Here is a 17268-nt window from a genome sequence, read left to right on the forward strand (position 1 = left end):
TCCCCTCCGGGCGCTACTCGCCTATTCGCCGCTGGACGCGACCGTCTGACCCTCGACGCCGTTAAAACCAAACAGCATATCGAGCGCCTGAATGTACCACGGCGCGTCCTTGCCGACTTCCTCGATCTCCTTGGCCACTTCGCTGGCCTTCTTGGCGTTCGACGACTTCTTACTCGACGACGAGTCCGAATCGTCGTCCAGGCCCAGCACGTCGATCTTGGTCTCGCCGGGCATCACCAGGCCCAGGTCCTCGGTCGCCGCATCCTTAATGCCCTCCTCCGAGAGCAGTTTGTCGACGCTTTTTTGCAGCTCGTCATTGTATTGCTCGCGAATCTCGACCTGCTTGGCCAAGATGTCGCTCGAACGCTTGGCCACGTACAGGTCGCGCACGGGAAAACACAGGCTCACGAGCGCCAACGCCACGACGATACCGATGAACAGAACACGCTGTGGTCCGTGGGTAAAGTCGTAAATCGCCTTGACCACCGCGTTGTCGTTGGCGTAGCGCATAAAGTCCGAGCCCGAAAAACGGTTCGAGGGCCTGCTCGATTTGTCGTGTACCTGAGTCGAGGGACGCGACGCATGCGACGAACGTGCCGGGCGCACCGGTCCGTCTGTCGAAGTATTCACTTGAGCATTGGGGCGCGAGGTACCTGTCGGGCGCTGCGTGGAGCGATCGACGCCGGCGTAGGCGGACCCACCGAGCTGCACCGTGCGCGCACGGCGAGGCGACGGCTCGCGCGAACCGGCGGAATAGTACCTGTTGTCGTAAATCTGATCCATGTGCGCCTTGTGCGGTTGAGGTTTGTTTGCGCTAAGTCCTTTAGTTATAGCACGAGCGCCCGCACCGCCTTCGCCAGCCTTTGCTCGACATAAAAAAGGCGCTGAGCCATATGGCCCAGCGCCCACAGCGCTTTGCGGCGTCCAGCCAAGACGGGGCGGAACCGAGTCAGCCTCCCCCTCGCCAAATTCGCCCGTTTAGCGAATGTTGTAGAACGCGGCCTTGCCGGCGTAGCGCGCGCTGCCCTCGAGCTCGTCCTCGATGCGGATGAGCTGGTTGTACTTGGCGATACGGTCGCTGCGGCACGGGGCGCCCGACTTGATCTGGCCGGCGTTGACGCCCACGACCAGGTCGGCGATCGTGGAATCCTCGGTCTCGCCGGAGCGGTGGCTCACGATGCAGGCGTAACCGGCCTCCTTGGCGGTCTCGATGGCCTCGAGCGACTCGGTGAGCGTGCCGATCTGGTTGACCTTGACCAGGATCGCGTTGGCGGCACCCAACTCGATGCCCTTCTTGAGGCGCTCCGTGTTGGTGACGAACAGGTCGTCGCCCACCAGCTGCACCTTGTTGCCAATTCGACGGGTAAGCTCGACCCAGCCGTCCCAGTCCTCCTCGGCCATACCATCCTCGATGGAGATGATGGGATAGGTGTCGACGAGCTTCTCCCAGTAATCAACCATCTGAGCACTCGTATACTCCACGCCCTCACCCTTGAGCTCGTACATGCCGGTCTCGGCGTTGTAGAACTCGGTGGACGCCGGATCCATGGCGTACATAAAGTCGACGCCGGGCTTAAAGCCAGCCTTCTCGACGGCCTTGGTGATGTACTCGAACGGCTCGGCATTGGTCTTAAGGTTGGGGGCAAAGCCGCCCTCGTCGCCCACGCCGCCGCCCAGGCCGGCCTCATGCAGCACGCCCTTGAGGGTGTGGTAGACCTCGGCGCACCAACGCAGGCCCTCGGCAAAGCTCGGGGCGCCCACCGGCATGATCATGAACTCCTGGAAGTCGACGTTATTGTCGGCATGCACGCCGCCGTTGAGGATGTTCATCATGGGCGTGGGCAGCAGATGGGCGTTGACGCCGCCCAGGTACTGGTACAGCGAAAGACCCGCCGACTCGGCAGCGGCGCGGGCGACGGCCAGCGACACGCCCAGGATGGCGTTGGCACCGAGCTTGGTCTTGTTGGGGGTACCGTCCGCGGCAATCAGCGCGGCATCGACGGCGCGCTGGTCGAAGGCGTCGAGGCCCACGACGGCGTTAGCGCACTCGTTATTGACGTGCTCGACGGCCTGCGAAACGCCCTTGCCCAGGTAGCGGCCCTTGTCGCCATCGCGCAGCTCGCAGGCCTCAAAGGCACCGGTCGAAGCGCCCGAAGGCACCATTGCGCGGCCAAAGCTACCGTCCTCGAGCACGACCTCGACCTCGACAGTGGGATTGCCGCGGCTGTCGAGCACCTCGCGACCGTAGACGTCCAAAATATCGCTCATGTTGTCTCCCTCTCACTTGGAAACGGGTTGAATGCTTGGCGACACGGCTTGCACGCTACAGCGGCGCGCAGGTTCATAAGTTAGCCTTATCGCACTTTTTGCATTATGCCCTAAGTTAGCCAAGGGATACAATCTTTTTAAAAAATAATAGGGGCGATGGGACAAGTCCGTCCCGTCGCCCCCGCAGTCTTACTCCTCTGCCTTTGCGGCATCCCAGAGGTCATTGAGGCCGTGGGTCGAAAGCTCGGCCAGATCAACGTGGGCGTCGGCCGCCATCTGCTCCATCGCGGCCCAGCGGCGGCGGAACTTTGCCGTGCTGGCGCGAAGGGCGCTCTCGGCGTCGATTCCTTCTTTGCGCGCAACGTTGACTAGGGCAAAGAGCAGGTCGCCAAACTCCATCTCGCGCTCGGGCGAGCCGGGCTCCTCGGCCTCAAACTCGGCACGCTCCTCAGCTACCTCGTCCCACACATCCTGGACCGTCTCCCATTCAAAGCCCACGGCCGCTGCCTTGCGCGACACCTTCTGCGCCTGCATCAGCGCCGGCAGATGCGTGGGCACGCCGTCGAGCAGGCCCTCGGGCGCAGCCTCGCCTGCTGCCACGGCCTTGTCCTTGGCAGCCTTCTCGGCAAGCTTGACCTCATCCCAGATCTTGAGCACCTCGTCGGAGCTCTCGGCGTCCGCATCGCCAAACACGTGTGGGTGGCGGCGGATGAGCTTGGCGTCGATATCGCGCGCCACGTCGGCCAGCGTAAACTCGCCGGCGTCCGCCGCAATCTGCGCATGCAGTACTACCTGCATGAGCACGTCGCCGAGCTCCTCGCGCAGATGCGTGGCATCATCGGCCTCGATGCAATCGAGCGCCTCGTAGGCCTCCTCGATCATGTTCTTGCCGATGCTCTGATGCGTCTGCTCGCGATCCCACGGGCAGCCATCGGGCTGACGCAGACGCCAGATAGTCTGTACCAGATGCTGCAGCTCGGCCGACGCGTCGACCAGCGTGGACAGGTCGCGCGAACCCTCGGCATTTTGCTGAGCCATGTGCTGCGCCATGGTTATTCCTCCTCCAGGACCACGTGACGGAACGCGCCGCCCTCGTAGATGCCGTAGCTGTGCGTACCGTCCTTGGGAATGCTCACGCTGCCGGGATTGAAGAGCCACAGGCCCGGGTGCGCGGCGCTTGCCTCGTTAACCTTGATGTGCGTATGACCGTAGACGAGCGCGGAGCCCTCGGGCAGCGCGGGCGCGTGGTCGACGCTGTTGTGCATGCCGGCGCCAAAGACGTGGCCGTGCGTCAGGAACAGCTCACGGCCGGTCTCGTCAAACAGCGTGGCGTAGTCGGCCATGACCGGGAAATCGAGCACCATCTGGTCGACCTCGGCGTCACAGTTGCCGCGCACCGCGATGATGCGGTCGGCCAGGGCATTGAGCAGCGGAATCACACGCTTGGGAGCGTAATCGCGCGGCAGGTCGTTACGCGGGCCATGGTAGAGCAGGTCGCCCAGCAGGACGATGCGGTCGGGCTGCTCGGACTCGATGGCGGCGACCAGGCGCTCAGTCCAATATGCCGAACCGTGGATGTCGGAAGCGATGAGGTATTTCATGAGGGATCCTTTCGGGATGGAGTTGACGGAGCCGGTCGCGGCGCGCCGCACGATCTTGTTATTCAAATCGCAGCGCCGCGCTCTGAGCCGCCTGCATCACGCGCTGGAGCGGTACGTCGTGCTCACGGGCAAGACGGGCGCAGTCTTCGTACTCGGGCGCTGCGCGCTCGCTGCCGTCGGGCAGGGTGGCCACCTTGACGGACACCTCGCCCCATGGCGTCGTTACGCGCTCAAAGCGGCGTGGCAGGCAAACGCGCTCCATGACCTGGCGGCGGATGGCATTGGTCGTGGTTTCCAAAAAGATAATCGTCTGCAGGCGCTCGATATCCTCGTGGGTACAGATTACCTGCAACTGCCAGCCGGGACGGCCCTTCTTGCAATAGAGGGGCAGCCAGTGCGCCTCGCGCGCACCGGCCTCGCGCAGGCGGTCGGCGGCGTAGGCGAGCACCTCGGGCGACGCGTCGTCGATATCGCATTCCAGCTTGACGATGGTCTCTGGCGCATCGGTCTCGCGGGACAGCGGGGATTTGCTATCGCATGGCATACGGTCCGGCTCCTTTCCGCACGGGCTCGTTTTGTTCACCCAAACGCTAACACATCGCGGGCGGCGTGGGGGTGTCGTCATGGGATGGGCGCGACTTTTGCCCGTCACGGACGTCGGCGTGCGCCGCCTGCCCTTTCCAGTCGGTTTCGACTTGCAGCGTTCCCGCCGCGCCGAGGCTGCGCCATTACAATGGAACGGATTCGCCAAATGCAAAGGAGCCGCCATGTCCGCTTGCCCGCTGGTCGATTGTCACACCCACACCTCGTTTTCGGACGGCCATGCCTCGTTTGAGGACAACGTCCGTGCCGCTGCTGCGGCAGGCTGCCGCGTCATGGTCTCGACCGACCACCTCGCCCTGCCTGCCAGTATGGATGCTAACTGCGAGGTGCAGGTCGTCGAGGGCGACCTGCCGACGCATCGTCTGGCCTTTGAGGACGCCCGCAAACTCGCCGCGCAGATTGCGCCGGAGCTCACCTTTATCTACGGTTTTGAATGCGATTGGTACGAGGGCTGCGAGCCCTTGGTAGAGCACTGGTCCCAGGGCGCCGTCGTACGTCTGGGCAGCGTGCACTGGATTGGCAACCCGGGCGATATTGCGGCAGGCGCCGCGGGCACGGCAGGGACAGAGGACGTCGCGCGCCCCGATACACCCGATTCCCTTTGCGGCTGGATCGACGACGATACCAACCTGCATGTTTGGGAAAACCTGGGCGTGCGCGGCGTGTGGGAGCGCTACGTCGACGACTGGTGCCGTGCTTGCGAAAGCTCACTCAACTTTGATGTAATGGCCCATCCCGACCTGGTCATGCGCTTTTCGAAGGAAGGCTTCACGCCCGATTTTGATCCGGCACCGTTTTGGGAGCAGATGGCCGAATGCGCTCACGACACGGGTCGCCGTGTCGAAGTCTCGACCGCCGCGCCGCGTAAGGGCCTCGACGACTATTACCCCTCGACGGGGCTGTTGCGCCGCTTCGCCCACGCCGAGGTGCCAATCACCTTTGGCTCGGACGCACACCGCGCCTGTGACATCTGTTGGAATATCCGCGAAGCGCAAGCCCACGCCTACGACTGCGGCTATCGAACCTTCGACATCCCCCACCTCACCGGAGAATGGGAGTCCACGCCCCTCGTCTAAGATTAGTCGTTGGGGACGTTCTTAAACGACTAGTGGCGGCGGGCATTGAGTTCGCCGGCCAGTTCGTCGAGGGTGATGCCGTAGCGCTCGAGCGTCACGAGTAGGTGGTAGATCAGGTCGCCGGCCTCGTAACGGATGTGATCGTGATCGTTATCCTTGCAGGCCATGATCACCTCGCTCGCCTCCTCGGCAAGCTTCTTGAGCAGCTCATCCTCAACGTCGGTCAGCAGACGCGCAGTATAGCTCTCCTGTGGCGACGCGTCACGACGGCCATGAATCACCTCGGCCAGCCCCGTCAGCGTCTCTCCGATATTTCCATCCTGAACATTTGCGGTGCGCACACCCATGGTTCAATCCTTTCTGGTTGGCCAAGCGCCTGGTCGAGCGCCCGCCCTACGCGAGTTTCTTAAAGAAGCAAGTACGGTTGCCGGTATGGCAAGCCGGACCCGGAGAATCGACCTTGGCCAGTAGCGTATCGCTATCGCAGTCGGCCCAGAGCTCCTTGACCTCCTGCATGTTGCCGCTCGTCGCGCCCTTGTTCCAGAGCTCCTGGCGGCTGCGGCTCCAAAACCACGTGGTGCCGGTCTTGAGCGTCAGCCCCACCGACTCCTCGTTCATCCAAGCAACCATAAGCACCTCGCCGGTGTCATATTGCTGAACCACACAAGGAATCAGCCCCTTGGCGTCATATTTGAGCTCGGACGCAGTTGTCACTTGCTCCATTTAAAAATCCAATCTCACGGGGATGCCTTGGCTGGCCATATACTCCTTCACCTGGCGAATGCTGAAGGTTCCAAAGTGAAAGACGCTCGCCGCCAGCACGGCATCGGCTTCGCCCTCGATCACGCCCTCGGCAAAATGTTCGAGTGTGCCCACGCCTCCGCTCGCGATGACGGGAATCGGCACCGCGCGCGCCACGGCGCGAGTGAGCGCCAGGTCAAAGCCGGCCTTGGTGCCGTCGCGGTCCATGCTGGTCAGTAGGATTTCGCCGGCGCCGCGACGAGCCGCCTCCTCGGCCCACGCCACCGCGTCGATACCCGTAGCGTTGCGGCCGCCCGCCGTAAAGACCTCCCACTTATCGGCGCCCGGCTCTCCGGGCAGCCCCACGCGCTTGGCATCGATCGCCACGACCACGGCCTGGCTGCCAAACGCCGCGGCGGCCTGGCTGATCAACGACGGGTCACGCACGGCGGCAGAGTTGAGCGACACCTTGTCGGCACCGGCGGCAACCATGGTGCGCATGCCCGCCAGGTCGCGAAAGCCGCCGCCCACGGTATAGGGAATGGCCAGCTCCTCGGCAGCATGCGCCGCCATCTCGATAGTCGTCGCACGGTTGTCGCTCGTGGCGGTAATGTCCAGGAAGACGACCTCGTCCGCACCCTCGCGATCGTAGGCACGGGCCAATTCCACCGGGTCGCCCGCATCGCGCAGGCTCACAAAGTTGACGCCCTTGACCACGCGGCCGTCCTTAACATCCAGGCAGGGAATCACGCGCTTGGTAAGCATGGGCTACTCCTCCCCTCGGGCGGCGGCCAGCGCCTGGGCCAGCGTAAAGTTGCCCTCATAGAGCGCGCGGCCGGTAATGGCGCCTTCAATCGCGCCCTCACCCACCGCGGCCAGCGCGCGGATATCGTCGAGCGCCGAGATGCCGCCCGAAGCCACGACGGGAAAGCCCGCGACCTCGGCCACATGGCGATACGCCGCCACATCGATGCCCGTCTGCATGCCATCACGCGCGATGTCGGTATACACCAGATGCTTAAAACCCAGCTCGGAAAGCTGCGCCACGGCGTCGTCGAGCGCCACGCCCGCGCCGTCGCGCCAGCCGTTCACCTTGACCTGGCCGTCGCGCGCGGCGATATCTGCCACCAGCAGCTCGCCAAAGCCGCGAGCTGCCACCTCGGCAAAACCCGGCTCGGTCACCAGCACGGTGCCCAGTGCGATACGGCGAGCACCATAGCCGGCCAGCTCGTCGATGCGTGCGAGCGAGCGAACGCCGCCGCCCACGTCCACGGACAGACCGTCAACGCCGCAGATGGCCTTAATTGCCGCCGAGTTGGCAGCGCAGGTGTCCTCGTCCTCGCCGAAGGCAGCGGACAGGTCGACGACGTGCACCCAGCTCGCGCCCTGCTCGGCAAAGGAGCGGGCAACGGCCACGGGGTCGTCGGAATATACCTTGCAGCGGCTGCGGTCGCCGCGCTCCAGGCGTACAACCTTGCCGCCGATCAGATCGATTGCGGGAAACAGGATCATCGGCCGACCTCCTCGACGATGTTGACGAAGTTCTTAAGGATGCGCTGACCCAGCGCGGAGGATTTCTCGGGATGGAACTGGCAGCCCCACACGTTGCCATGGCGCACGATGCACGGGAAACTCCGTGTATAGTGCGTGCGCGCCAACACATCGGCGGCATCGACGTCGTCGGCCACCGCGTAGCTGTGGGTGAAGTACATGTTGGCGCCCTCGGCAAAACCGGCAAGCAGCGGATCAGCCGCACCGGCGGACGTCATGTGCACCTGGTCCCAGCCCACGTGCGGCACCTTCAGGCGGCTCGACTCCAGGCGCGTGCACGAGCCGCGCATAATACCCAGGCCATCGACCCAGGGACCGCCAGCCTGCTCGGGAGCATTTCCGTCCGCGACCGCGCCCTCGTCTGCCGGCACGCCCTCGTTGCCGCGCTCAAAAAATAGCTGAAGGCCCAGGCAGATGCCGAGCAGCGGAGTTCCAGCGGCGACGGCATCGAGCACGGCCGTCTCCTCGCCGCTCTGGCGCATAAAGGCAATCGCGTCATAGAACGCACCCACGCCCGGAATGACCAGGCCGTCGGCGTTGCGGATCCGCTCCGGATTGTCCGACGTGCAGGCGGCGGCACCGGCGCGTGCAAGCCCGCGCACGACGCTCGACAAGTTGCCCTTGTGGTAGTCGACCACCACGATCTTCGGTTCGCCCACGCGACCCTCCCTTTTCCCATCGTCCAAAACCTGTCCCTTTTTTGGCAGGTTACAGCGAGCCCTTGGTGCTGGGGATGCCCTGCACGCGGGGATCCAGCTCACAGGCGTGGCGCATCGTGCGGCCCACAGCCTTAAAGGCGGCCTCGATAATGTGATGCGAGTTGCCGCCCGCCAGCTCGCGCACGTGCAGCGTGAGCTTGGCGTCGCGCGCAAAGGCATAGAAGAACTCGACGGCCAGCTCGGTATCGAAGCTACCCACGCGCTCAGTCGGTACGGGCAGCTCGCAGTAGGCCTGTCCACGGCCCGAAATATCAACGGCAGCCATCACAAGCGTCTCGTCCATGGCAATCGCCGCGTCGGCAAAGCGCGTAATGCCCGCCTTGTCGCCCAGCGCCTGGCAAAACGCCTCGCCCAGCACAATGCCCGTGTCCTCGACGGTATGATGCGCATCGACCTCCACGTCGCCCACCGCGTGCACCGTCAGATCGAACAGGCCATGGCGGCCAAAAGCGTTGAGCATGTGGTCGAAAAACGGCACACCGGTCGAGATATCGCACACGCCGCTTCCATCCAGGTCGAGCTTTACGACAATGTCGGTCTCGCCCGTCTTGCGGGTCACCTCGGCATAGCGGTCCATCTACATCTCCTCCTTCACCAGCGCGGCAAACGCAGCCAGCACCTCGTCGTTTTCCTGCGGGGTGCCCACGGTAATGCGCAGGCAGTCCGCGAGCCCCGGCGCGTAGCTAAAGTCGCGCACCAAAATCGAATACTCGTCGCGCAGACGCTCGCGCACGCGCGTGGCATGCGACGTGCGCACGAGCACAAAGTTCGCCGCGCTCGGCCATGCCTCCACGGGCATGCCCTCGGCAGCCATTGCACGCAGGGCGCACAACTCGCGCTCGCGCTCGGATGCGACCTGTGCCACCACAGGCGCATACGCATCGCGGGCACGCACGCAGGCAAGCGCGGCGGCCTGGCTTAGCACGTTAACCGAGTAGATTTGGCGAATCGCCGCAAACACATCGATGACCTCGGGCGCCGCGATCACATAGCCCAGACGCGTGCCGGCGGCGCCAAACGCCTTGGACAGCGTATGCAGAATCACCAGGTTGGGATGCTCGGCGATAAGCCCCTGCGCCGTGGTAGCCGCGCCAAACGAATCGTCCGCAAACTCAACGTAGGCCTCGTCGACCATGACCATGCCGGGGCATGCATCGCACAGGGCCGCGACAAAGTCGAGCGGCGCCACGTCGCCCGTGGGGTTATTGGGCGAGGTCACGATGGCCAAGTTGCACTCCGGCGCCGCGGCGAGCATGGCTGCCTGGTCGAGCTCAAAGCTCGTCGGATCACGCCACACGTCGCGCACCTCGGTCTGGCACAGAGACGCAAAGAACGCATACTCGCTAAAGCACGGCGGGCAGTTGAGCAGGGTCCGTCCCGCGCCGCCAAACGCCAGCAGGTAGTTATAGAGCAGCTCGTCGCCGCCGTTGCCCACGCAGATGTTCTCGCGCGTCACGCCATGCCGGGCAGCAAGCTCGTCGCGCAGGTCGTTCGACATGGGGTCGGGATAGCGGTTGAGCGGTGTGGCAGCCAAGGCCGCATCAACCGCCTCGCGCACGCCGGCGGGCACGGGATAGGTGTTCTCGTTGGCCGAAAGGTTGATGCGCGTGGGCGTAAAGTTAGGATCGTAGGGCTCAATACCGGCCAAGTAGGGCTGGACGAGCTCCTTCATGCGGGGCGTCAGCTCGGCCATATTAGGCCTCCTCGCCGGTCGCGCCAACGCCATCCGCGCCCGCAGCCGCCAGGTCAACGCCCTCGGCAACCGTCGCCACGGCGTCACCCGGCCAGGCAACCTTAGTCAGGTCGGCCGCGGCCAGCGACGCGGCGCTCACGGCATCCTCGCCCTGCTCCAGCACGCGGCGACGCAGAGCGGCGGAAAGCGCGTGCGCCCACAGGCCCTCGGCCTCGGCCAGGCGCTGCGTAGCGGGAGCGTCGGAGAGCAGGCCCTCGGGTGTATAGCAAATGACACTCGAGCGCTTGACGAACTCTTCGACCGAAAGCGGGTTGGAGAACATAGCCGTGCCGCCGGTCGGCAGCGTGTGGTTGGGTCCGGCAACATAATCGCCGAGCGGCTCGGAGCTCCAAGCGCCCACAAAGATGGCACCGGCGTTGCGGATACCACCAAGCAGGCCCATCGCATCCTTGCAGTGCAGCTCCAGGTGCTCGGGCGCCACGGTGTTCACCGCCTCGACGGCAGCGGCCATGTCGGCGGCCACTACGATGGTGCCCTCGTTATCGAGCGAGGCGCGCGTGATCTCGGCACGCGGCGACTGCGCCACCAGGATGTCGATACCCACCTCGACCTCACGCGCAAACTGCTCGTCGCAGGTCACCAGATAGCAGGCTGCCAGCGGATCGTGCTCGGCCTGGGCCATCAGGTCGGCAGCGACCACCATAGGCTTGGCCGTGGCATCGGCCAGCACGCAGACCTCGGAGGGACCGGCGACCATATCGATACCCACATCACCCGAGACAATCTGCTTGGCAGCGGCGACAAAGGCGTTACCCGGGCCGGTAATCTTGTCGACACGCGGAATGGTCTCGGTACCGTACGCCAGCGCGGCCACGGCCTGGGCGCCGCCCACCATATAGATCTCGTCCACGCCGCCGAGCTTTGCCGCCGCGAGCGTATACGGGCTAATCAGTCCATCCTTTTGCGGCGGGGTTACCATGACCACGCGTTTGACGCCGGCCACCTTGGCGGGAATGGCGTTCATAAGCACGGTGGAAGGGTACTGTGCACGACCGCCCGGCACGTAGATACCGGCCGCAGCAAGCGGGGTCACCTTAACGCCGAGCATCGTGCCGTCCGGGCGCGTGGTAAACCAGCTCTGCTCGACCTCGCGCTGGTGGAACTCGCGAATCTGGCGTGCAGCCTTTTCGAGCGCCGCGACAAAAGCGGGATCGAGGCCTTCGAGCGCGGCATCGATCTGCTCTTGCGGTAGACGGAAGCTCTGCAGTTCAACGCCGTCAAAGCGCTGGCAATAGTCGCGCACTGCGGCATCGCCGTTGGCACGCACGTTGGCCACAATATCGCGGGCGGCGTCGACGATGTTTTGCGGCAGCACGCCCTTACGGTTGAGCTGGTTGGTAACGAGGCGCTCACCGGGAGCAAGCTTGATAGTCTTCATATCGGTATCCCCTATCGGTCGAGGTTTTGTTCGAAAAACGAGAGACCGGGCGGCGGCGCCAATCAGCCCGCAGCCCGGACGTTGGGGCGCCCGTTGCGTGCTCGCGCTATTGTGCCGAGCCCGCAACGGGCTCAAAATGCTTGTCCTTCACGGCTGCCGCCAAGCGATCTGCCAGATTGCGTACGCGCGGATCCAGACGTGCGGCGCCTGGATTGACAAAGAAGCGGGCCGTGCAGTCCATGATGCGGCCGGTGATGACCAGGTCATTGTCACGCAGCGTGGCGCCCGTGGCGGTAATGTCCACGATGCGATCGGTCATGCCGACAATGGGGCCCAGCTCGATGTTGCCGTGCAGCGAGACGATGTCGGCGTTCACGCCGCGCTCGGCATACCAGGCACTCGCGATGCGCGGGTACTTGGTTGCCACGCGAAGCGACCCACGTCGGGCATAGTTGCGCTCGGCCTGGCCGGCGCGCCACGCGGGCTCCGCCTCGATAAACGTGCACAGACCGTAGCCCAGGTCGACCAGCTGCAGCAGGTTGAGGTCTGCCTCGATAAGCGAGTCCCAGCCGCAGATGCCGCAGTCGGCACCGCCGCAGCCCACAAAGGCGGGCGCGTCGCTGGGACGCACGATGACAAACTCGATATCGCCGACCGCACCCTCACCGGCCTGTGTGTCGCGGCCGCGCACGATGAGGTGACGACCGGGGTCACGCAGCTCAGAGACATCCAAGCCCGCGGCCTCGAGCACGTCGAGCGTGTCGGCCTTAAGCGAGCCCTTGGGCACGGCAATGCGCAGCGGACCCTCGGCACCGCGCCCCACGGCGTGATCGCCATCGGAAGCAGCGTCCTCGGCCGAGGTGTGCGCGGCCTCCAGACGCTCGAGCGAAAAGGCGAAGCCCGCCGCCGGCACCTCGATGCCGTCGCCAAATGCACCGGTAAAGATGGAGTCGTAGCGTCCGCCCGAACCGACCGGATCGGGCAGTCCGCCGGCATAGGCCTTAAAGACCAGGCCCGTGTAGTAATCAAACGAGTTCATGATGGAGAAGTCGAAGGACAGCACCTGAGCGTCCTCGGGAGCCAGGCCCTCGACCAGGGCACGCAGCTCGCGCGTGAGCGGCGCGACAATGCCCGCCGCCGCCAGGAGCGCGTCGACGCGGTCGAGCACCTCGGCACCACCGTGCAGGCGCGGCAGCTCGCTAATGGCGGCCTTGACGGCCTCGGGCTCGGTGCTTGCCGCCACGCGGGCATCGAGGCCCACAAAGTCGTTGGCGTGCACGCAGCGCAGGGCCTCAGCGGCCAGCTCGCGATCCTCGCACGCCGCGAGCAGTTCCTTAAACGGACGCACGCTACCTGCGATAATGCGCGCATCGGGCAGTGCCAGCTTACGCACGGCCTCGGCCACGAGCGAGACGATCTCGACATCGCCCGCGGTATCGCCCGCACCGATAAGCTCAAAGCCCAGCTGTGTAAACTGACGCGAGCCACCGGCATTGCGCTGGCACTCGCGAACTACCGGCGCCTCGTAGCGAAGGCGTAGGGGCAGGTCGGCCGCGCGCATGCGGGTCGAAACCAGACGCACGATCGGCAACGTGTTGTCGGGACGGACCACCAGCAGGCGGCCATCATCGTCAAAGAGCTTAAACGGCGTGTCCGCGATGCGGCCGCCCTCCTCGAGCGAACTCTTGTCCTCGAGCAGCGGCGTCTCGACCGGCAGGTAATGATGCTCCCTGAAGCAGCCCTTCACCGTCAGCGCAATCTCCTCGCGCGCCTGAGCCTCTTCGGGCAATATGTCCCGGAATCCCCACGGTGTGGCCGTCATCTGGTGAGCCTCCTCATGCTGCGTCTCATATAGAACAGAAGACCGGCATAGCTCCGCCGGTCTTCTGGGTACTTTAGCATACTAGAGTGTTTGCGGGGAGAATCGTCGCTTGCAGCTCATAGCGTATTCATTTGGAAACATAGGGGAAAGCGTGTCCCGCCCGCCAGCCAAAAACTGGGATGCGGTTTCCGGTTGAGGTCCTCAGCGGAAAGTGTGTCCCATTCTGAGCGCCTGTTCTGGGACGTGCTTTCCGCCAGAAGCCTCAAGCGGAAAGCACGTCCCGTTTCTCAAAAAACGTCAAACGCCAACTCGGCGCCCTGTCCCACTTAGGCGCCAATCGCGCGTCGGTACTCCGCCATAACCTGAGCGTCGGCAGCTGCGGGGTCGGCAAAATAGCGCCAGTCATAGGTCTCGGCCGAAACAACTCCGCGATAGCCGCGCGCCACCAGCCTATCCAGGTCGGCGCGCATATCGCGGTCGCCGTCACCCCAAGCAAGATGCGTCGTGCCATCTGCCGCAACATCGACAAAATGCACGTGGGCGACATCATCGCCAAGCAGATCGAAATAATCGTCGATGGTATCCCCTGCCACCGCCATAGCGCCCAAATCCAGACACGCCTTAAGTGCCGGATGATCAACTGCCTCGATCATGCGCTTCGTGTCGGCCGCCGAGTTCACGATCATCGACTCAACCGGCTGTAGGGCCTCGAGCACCAGTCGCACGCCGCGCTCTCCCGCATGCTCGGCAATCGCACGCAGCATCGAGGCGCTGCGACCCCACGCGTCCTCGATCGGCTCGTTCAAAAATGCCCAGCCGCTCGAGACCATGACCTGCTCGGCTCCAAGTTCCGCCGCGATATCCACAACGTTCTTAAAGTACGCGAGCGTGCGAGCGCGCGCCTCATTCCCGCGCGCCGCGATATTCCACGGCTTGGGGTTGTTCTGTTCGGGACAAAGCCCCACAATCCGAATCCCATACCGCTGTGACAGCTCCTGCACCTGCTCGAGCGAATCGTATCCATGGCAATCGACATACAGATGCATCGCCCCGGTCCAAAGCTCGCAACACGTGTAGCCCGAGGCCGCTGCCGAAGAAAAGAATTCCTCAAGGTCAAAATAACGATGGCTGATATTCATGACGGCAAGCTGGGGATAGCTCATAATTACTCTCCAACCCAAGCGAGGCCCCGTTCCATATAGGAGCGAGGCCCGATTACACAAACGTTATTTGCTCTTAGTAGTCGAACTGGTGATAGTAACGACGGTAGTTGAGGTTGTGCTTGGTGACCGTCTCGTAGTAAGCGGCAAGGCGATCGGTGATCAGCGAGGAGAGGATCCACGGAGACACGATGACGCGGAACTCGTCGTCAAGGCCGGGGATCGCGAACTCGGCGGTGTCGATGATGTTGATGTCGGTGTCGCCGGTCACGCCGCGGTTGAGGAAGGCGCGGACGCGCTCGTCGAGCTTGCGGTTCTCGTCCTCGCCCATGAACAGGAAGACCGGGACGCCGGGCTCCACGAGCTCGAGGGTGCCGTGGAAGAAGTCGGCCGAGGTGATGTAGCGGGTGCGCTTCCACTGCATCTCCTCGAGGATGCACATCGAGAACAGGATGGTCTCGCCCCACAGGGCGCCGGAGCCGATGAACATGGTGTAGGGGGCCAGGGCGTACTTCTTGGCGAGCTCCTCGGCGCGCGGCTCGAAGCTCTTGCGGATGTCGACCAGGTGGGTCCAAACATCCTTGGTCTGCTCGATGAACTTATCGAACTGCGGGAAGCAGCCGCGGCGGTTGAGCAGGCGCAGGCCGAAGCAGTCGGCGAGGTAGTAGCCCATCTCGCAGCCGCCGTTACCATGATCGGAAGCCATCTTGACGCAATTCTCGGCGCCGACAGCCTGGCCGATGGGGCCCTCGGGCTTGGTCATGGCGTAGACGCGAATGCCCTTTTCCTTCATCTTCTTGACGGCCTCGAGGACCTCGGGGGTGGTGCCGGACTCGGAGGCGGTGAGCACGACGGACTTCTCGGTCATGCGCTTGTGGCCCATGACGTTCCACTCGGCGGCGTGGATCAGGTAGACCTCGAGGTCGCGGTCGCCGAACTTGTTCATGAGGTACTCGAGCTGCATGAGCTCGTCCCAGGTGCCGCCGACGCCCATCAGGAACACGGCGTCGTAGCCCTCGTCGGCGACCTTGTCGGCGAGCGCGGTCATCTTCTTGCCGGTCTCATAGACGTTCTTGCCGTCCTCGATGTAGCCCTCCTGGCTAAAGTGCATGATCTCGATCTTCTCGGTTTCCTTCATGGCTTTTCCTTTCTGTCCAGCACGCGAATCTATACATCGCGTTTCTTTTCGATACCAATTATAGACATACACCCAACGTGTTTTTAATACCACTTTTCAATCTGTTCCAATCCTCGGTGAACGGTCGAATTTCTCTGGTGAGTGGTATTAAATTAGAATTGAATGTATAGCTAACACCTCTGGCGCCTCCCTTGTGTGACAAAGAACAGCGTTCCTACCAGCGCAATAATGGTCGATGCCCCAAACAACACCGCCTGGACGCCCAAAACCTCCGCCAAAAATGGAGCCGCCAGCAGCGGCACCACGCCGGCGCTCATCAGGCCAAAACGCACAAAGCCGGTAATGCGCCCCAGGTATTTGATGTCGGCGCGCTCCTGAATCAAGATCATCTGCAGCGGCTCCAGGAACCCCCAGGCCAGACCGTTAATCGCCTGACCGATAATCGCGACCCCCAGCATATCGGTGCCCACGTACACCATGGACCCAATGCCCACGGCCATGAGCGCGCCGAGCAGCAATCGCAGGTTGACATGGCGAGCAGAAAGCTTGGTCAGGATGAACGCGCCCACCGAGGAAGTGAGGCCCACGACCGAGGACAGCCAGCCCAGCCAGACGATATCCACGTTGAGTACATCACGGTAGAACAACGACTCCAGCGAATCGAACGCGCCAAACGCAAAGAAACCCAAAAAGCCCGAGATAAAGATGAGGCGCAGGTCGTGGTCGCGAAACGTAAGTCGCGCGCCCTCGGCCATGCCGCCCAGAATACCGCCCTTCGGCTTCTCCCCTTTTGCGGGAGCAACACACTCGTGACAGCCCAAGGAGAGCACGGCCGCCACACCCATCATGCCCGCCATGAGCAGATAGACCGATTGCGTGGCAAAACAGCTCACGATGGCACCGCCGAGCAGCGGGCCAGCGGTATAGGCAATATTGCTGTAGAACACCATGAGGCCGTTCACGCGGGTACGGCCCTCGGTGGTCGACTCCAGGTATCCCGGAAACGCATGCGTGCAGGTGTTGATAAAGCCGCCCGCAAGTCCCAAGACGCACGCGGCAAACACAAGCCCGGGGACAGACAACGGCGCCAACCCCACGCCAAGCGATAGCACAGCCGTAATCACGCACGTCACAAATGACGTCCGGCGCGGTCCAAAGCGGTCGATGACCGAGCCCGACACCATATTGCCCACCGACGTCATAAGATTGCGCACGAGCGTAATGGCGGCAACCAAAAAGGCCGTGCCGGCCAGATCATACGTGGCCGCACCGATAAGCCCCAAAAAGTAGACCGCGTTGTTGGCACACCACTGCAGGGACTCAATAAGAATCAGCCTGACCTCTGCCGGCGTCAGGCGCATTGCTTCGCGATCCTTCGCGAACATACGAACTCCTTCTATACAAAAAGGGGATGGAGGGCATAGGCCTGCTCCATCCCCTTTCCAGGTTGCAACGAAA

At 63.4% G+C, this 17268-nt stretch carries 18 protein-coding genes; 1 reads left to right on the forward strand and 17 read right to left on the reverse strand.

Going from position 1 to position 17268, the window contains the following annotated elements; translation table 11 throughout:
• Positions 1-21 precede the first annotated feature (21 nt).
• From AB5750_RS03785 to larC2, 5 genes are all read right to left on the reverse strand, one after another.
• Positions 22-783, reverse strand: coding sequence for a hypothetical protein (locus tag AB5750_RS03785; RefSeq protein WP_368145669.1), 762 nt, complete (start codon positions 781-783; stop codon positions 22-24).
• A 195-nt stretch (positions 784-978) separates the two neighbouring features.
• Complete coding sequence (gene eno / locus AB5750_RS03790; protein WP_117564903.1) at positions 979-2268, reverse strand: phosphopyruvate hydratase; 1290 nt, start codon at positions 2266-2268, stop codon at positions 979-981.
• 189 nt (positions 2269-2457) lie between these two features.
• Positions 2458-3318, reverse strand: a complete 861-nt coding sequence (mazG, locus tag AB5750_RS03795; RefSeq protein WP_368145668.1) for a nucleoside triphosphate pyrophosphohydrolase — start codon at positions 3316-3318, stop codon at positions 2458-2460.
• A 2-nt stretch (positions 3319-3320) separates the two neighbouring features.
• Positions 3321-3869, reverse strand: coding sequence for a phosphodiesterase (gene yfcE / locus AB5750_RS03800; protein ID WP_368145667.1), 549 nt, complete (start codon positions 3867-3869; stop codon positions 3321-3323).
• Positions 3870-3927: 58 nt separating this feature from the next.
• The gene (larC2, locus tag AB5750_RS03805; protein ID WP_368145666.1) at positions 3928-4413 is read right to left on the reverse strand and encodes a nickel pincer cofactor biosynthesis protein LarC2; all 486 of its coding nucleotides are present in this window, start codon (positions 4411-4413) and stop codon (positions 3928-3930) included.
• Positions 4414-4636: 223 nt separating this feature from the next.
• On the opposite strand from larC2, the gene AB5750_RS03810 reads away from it, so the two are divergent.
• Positions 4637-5548, forward strand: coding sequence for a PHP domain-containing protein (locus AB5750_RS03810; protein WP_368145665.1), 912 nt, complete (start codon positions 4637-4639; stop codon positions 5546-5548).
• A gap of 29 nt (positions 5549-5577) precedes the next feature.
• On the opposite strand, the gene hisE is transcribed toward AB5750_RS03810, so the two are convergent.
• The 12 genes from hisE to AB5750_RS03870 all read right to left on the reverse strand — a co-directional run bounded on the left by hisE (position 5578) and on the right by AB5750_RS03870 (position 17195).
• Positions 5578-5895, reverse strand: coding sequence for a phosphoribosyl-ATP diphosphatase (gene hisE, locus AB5750_RS03815; protein WP_195536089.1), 318 nt, complete (start codon positions 5893-5895; stop codon positions 5578-5580).
• Between the two features lie 46 nt (positions 5896-5941).
• Positions 5942-6271: a phosphoribosyl-AMP cyclohydrolase gene (hisI, locus tag AB5750_RS03820; RefSeq protein WP_368145664.1), complete on the reverse strand. Its 330-nt coding sequence runs from the start codon at positions 6269-6271 to the stop codon at positions 5942-5944.
• Entirely contained in the window at positions 6272-7054 is a 783-nt protein-coding gene (gene hisF, locus AB5750_RS03825) for an imidazole glycerol phosphate synthase subunit HisF (RefSeq protein ID WP_117654877.1), read from the reverse strand. It lies immediately after the preceding gene.
• Positions 7055-7057: 3 nt separating this feature from the next.
• A complete protein-coding gene (locus AB5750_RS03830; RefSeq protein WP_368145663.1) occupies positions 7058-7801 on the reverse strand; it encodes a 1-(5-phosphoribosyl)-5-[(5-phosphoribosylamino)methylideneamino]imidazole-4-carboxamide isomerase in 744 nt (247 codons plus the stop codon).
• Positions 7798-8499 carry an imidazole glycerol phosphate synthase subunit HisH gene (locus AB5750_RS03835; RefSeq protein WP_368145662.1) on the reverse strand — a complete coding sequence of 234 codons (702 nt, stop codon included), beginning with the start codon at positions 8497-8499 and terminating at the stop codon, positions 7798-7800. Before AB5750_RS03835 ends, AB5750_RS03830 begins: the two co-directional genes overlap by 4 nt.
• 49 nt (positions 8500-8548) lie before the next feature.
• Positions 8549-9136 carry an imidazoleglycerol-phosphate dehydratase HisB gene (hisB, locus tag AB5750_RS03840; RefSeq protein ID WP_117779030.1) on the reverse strand — a complete coding sequence of 196 codons (588 nt, stop codon included), beginning with the start codon at positions 9134-9136 and terminating at the stop codon, positions 8549-8551.
• Positions 9137-10252, reverse strand: coding sequence for a histidinol-phosphate transaminase (hisC, locus tag AB5750_RS03845; RefSeq protein ID WP_368145661.1), 1116 nt, complete (start codon positions 10250-10252; stop codon positions 9137-9139). It abuts the gene before it with no gap.
• 1 nt (position 10253) lies between these two features.
• Positions 10254-11690, reverse strand: a complete 1437-nt coding sequence (gene hisD, locus AB5750_RS03850) for a histidinol dehydrogenase (protein ID WP_368145660.1) — start codon at positions 11688-11690, stop codon at positions 10254-10256.
• Between the two features lie 106 nt (positions 11691-11796).
• The gene (hisG, locus tag AB5750_RS03855) at positions 11797-13512 is read right to left on the reverse strand and encodes an ATP phosphoribosyltransferase (protein ID WP_368145659.1); all 1716 of its coding nucleotides are present in this window, start codon (positions 13510-13512) and stop codon (positions 11797-11799) included.
• Positions 13513-13838: 326 nt separating this feature from the next.
• On the reverse strand, positions 13839-14675 hold the full coding sequence (locus tag AB5750_RS03860; protein ID WP_217750758.1) for a sugar phosphate isomerase/epimerase family protein: 837 nt from the start codon (positions 14673-14675) through the stop codon (positions 13839-13841).
• Positions 14676-14748: 73 nt separating this feature from the next.
• Entirely contained in the window at positions 14749-15810 is a 1062-nt protein-coding gene (locus AB5750_RS03865) for an SIS domain-containing protein (RefSeq protein WP_368154913.1), read from the reverse strand.
• 170 nt (positions 15811-15980) lie between these two features.
• The gene (locus AB5750_RS03870) at positions 15981-17195 is read right to left on the reverse strand and encodes an MFS transporter (protein ID WP_368145930.1); all 1215 of its coding nucleotides are present in this window, start codon (positions 17193-17195) and stop codon (positions 15981-15983) included.
• Positions 17196-17268 lie beyond the last annotated feature (73 nt).

Source organism: Collinsella aerofaciens (assembly GCF_040926185.1).
GTDB classification, from domain to species: Bacteria; Actinomycetota; Coriobacteriia; order Coriobacteriales; family Coriobacteriaceae; genus Collinsella; species Collinsella aerofaciens_BC.

Excerpts from the sequence above, each read along its gene's own strand:
- hisG (WP_368145659.1), bottom strand. The coding sequence starts at position 13,512 with ATGACGGCCACACCGTGGGGATTCCGGGACATATTGCCCGAAGAGGCT.
- hisF (WP_117654877.1), bottom strand. The coding sequence starts at position 7,054 with ATGCTTACCAAGCGCGTGATTCCCTGCCTGGATGTTAAGGACGGCCGC.
- larC2 (WP_368145666.1), bottom strand. The coding sequence starts at position 4,413 with ATGCCATGCGATAGCAAATCCCCGCTGTCCCGCGAGACCGATGCGCCA.
- AB5750_RS03785 (WP_368145669.1), bottom strand. The coding sequence starts at position 783 with ATGGATCAGATTTACGACAACAGGTACTATTCCGCCGGTTCGCGCGAG.
- AB5750_RS03865 (WP_368154913.1), bottom strand. The coding sequence starts at position 15,810 with ATGAAGGAAACCGAGAAGATCGAGATCATGCACTTTAGCCAGGAGGGC.
- AB5750_RS03860 (WP_217750758.1), bottom strand. The coding sequence starts at position 14,675 with ATGAGCTATCCCCAGCTTGCCGTCATGAATATCAGCCATCGTTATTTT.
- hisD (WP_368145660.1), bottom strand. The coding sequence starts at position 11,690 with ATGAAGACTATCAAGCTTGCTCCCGGTGAGCGCCTCGTTACCAACCAG.
- eno (WP_117564903.1), bottom strand. The coding sequence starts at position 2,268 with ATGAGCGATATTTTGGACGTCTACGGTCGCGAGGTGCTCGACAGCCGC.
- hisB (WP_117779030.1), bottom strand. The coding sequence starts at position 9,136 with ATGGACCGCTATGCCGAGGTGACCCGCAAGACGGGCGAGACCGACATT.
- mazG (WP_368145668.1), bottom strand. The coding sequence starts at position 3,318 with ATGGCGCAGCACATGGCTCAGCAAAATGCCGAGGGTTCGCGCGACCTG.
- AB5750_RS03870 (WP_368145930.1), bottom strand. The coding sequence starts at position 17,195 with ATGTTCGCGAAGGATCGCGAAGCAATGCGCCTGACGCCGGCAGAGGTC.
- hisC (WP_368145661.1), bottom strand. The coding sequence starts at position 10,252 with ATGGCCGAGCTGACGCCCCGCATGAAGGAGCTCGTCCAGCCCTACTTG.
- yfcE (WP_368145667.1), bottom strand. The coding sequence starts at position 3,869 with ATGAAATACCTCATCGCTTCCGACATCCACGGTTCGGCATATTGGACT.
- AB5750_RS03810 (WP_368145665.1), top strand. The coding sequence starts at position 4,637 with ATGTCCGCTTGCCCGCTGGTCGATTGTCACACCCACACCTCGTTTTCG.
- AB5750_RS03830 (WP_368145663.1), bottom strand. The coding sequence starts at position 7,801 with ATGATCCTGTTTCCCGCAATCGATCTGATCGGCGGCAAGGTTGTACGC.
- hisE (WP_195536089.1), bottom strand. The coding sequence starts at position 5,895 with ATGGGTGTGCGCACCGCAAATGTTCAGGATGGAAATATCGGAGAGACG.
- hisI (WP_368145664.1), bottom strand. The coding sequence starts at position 6,271 with ATGGAGCAAGTGACAACTGCGTCCGAGCTCAAATATGACGCCAAGGGG.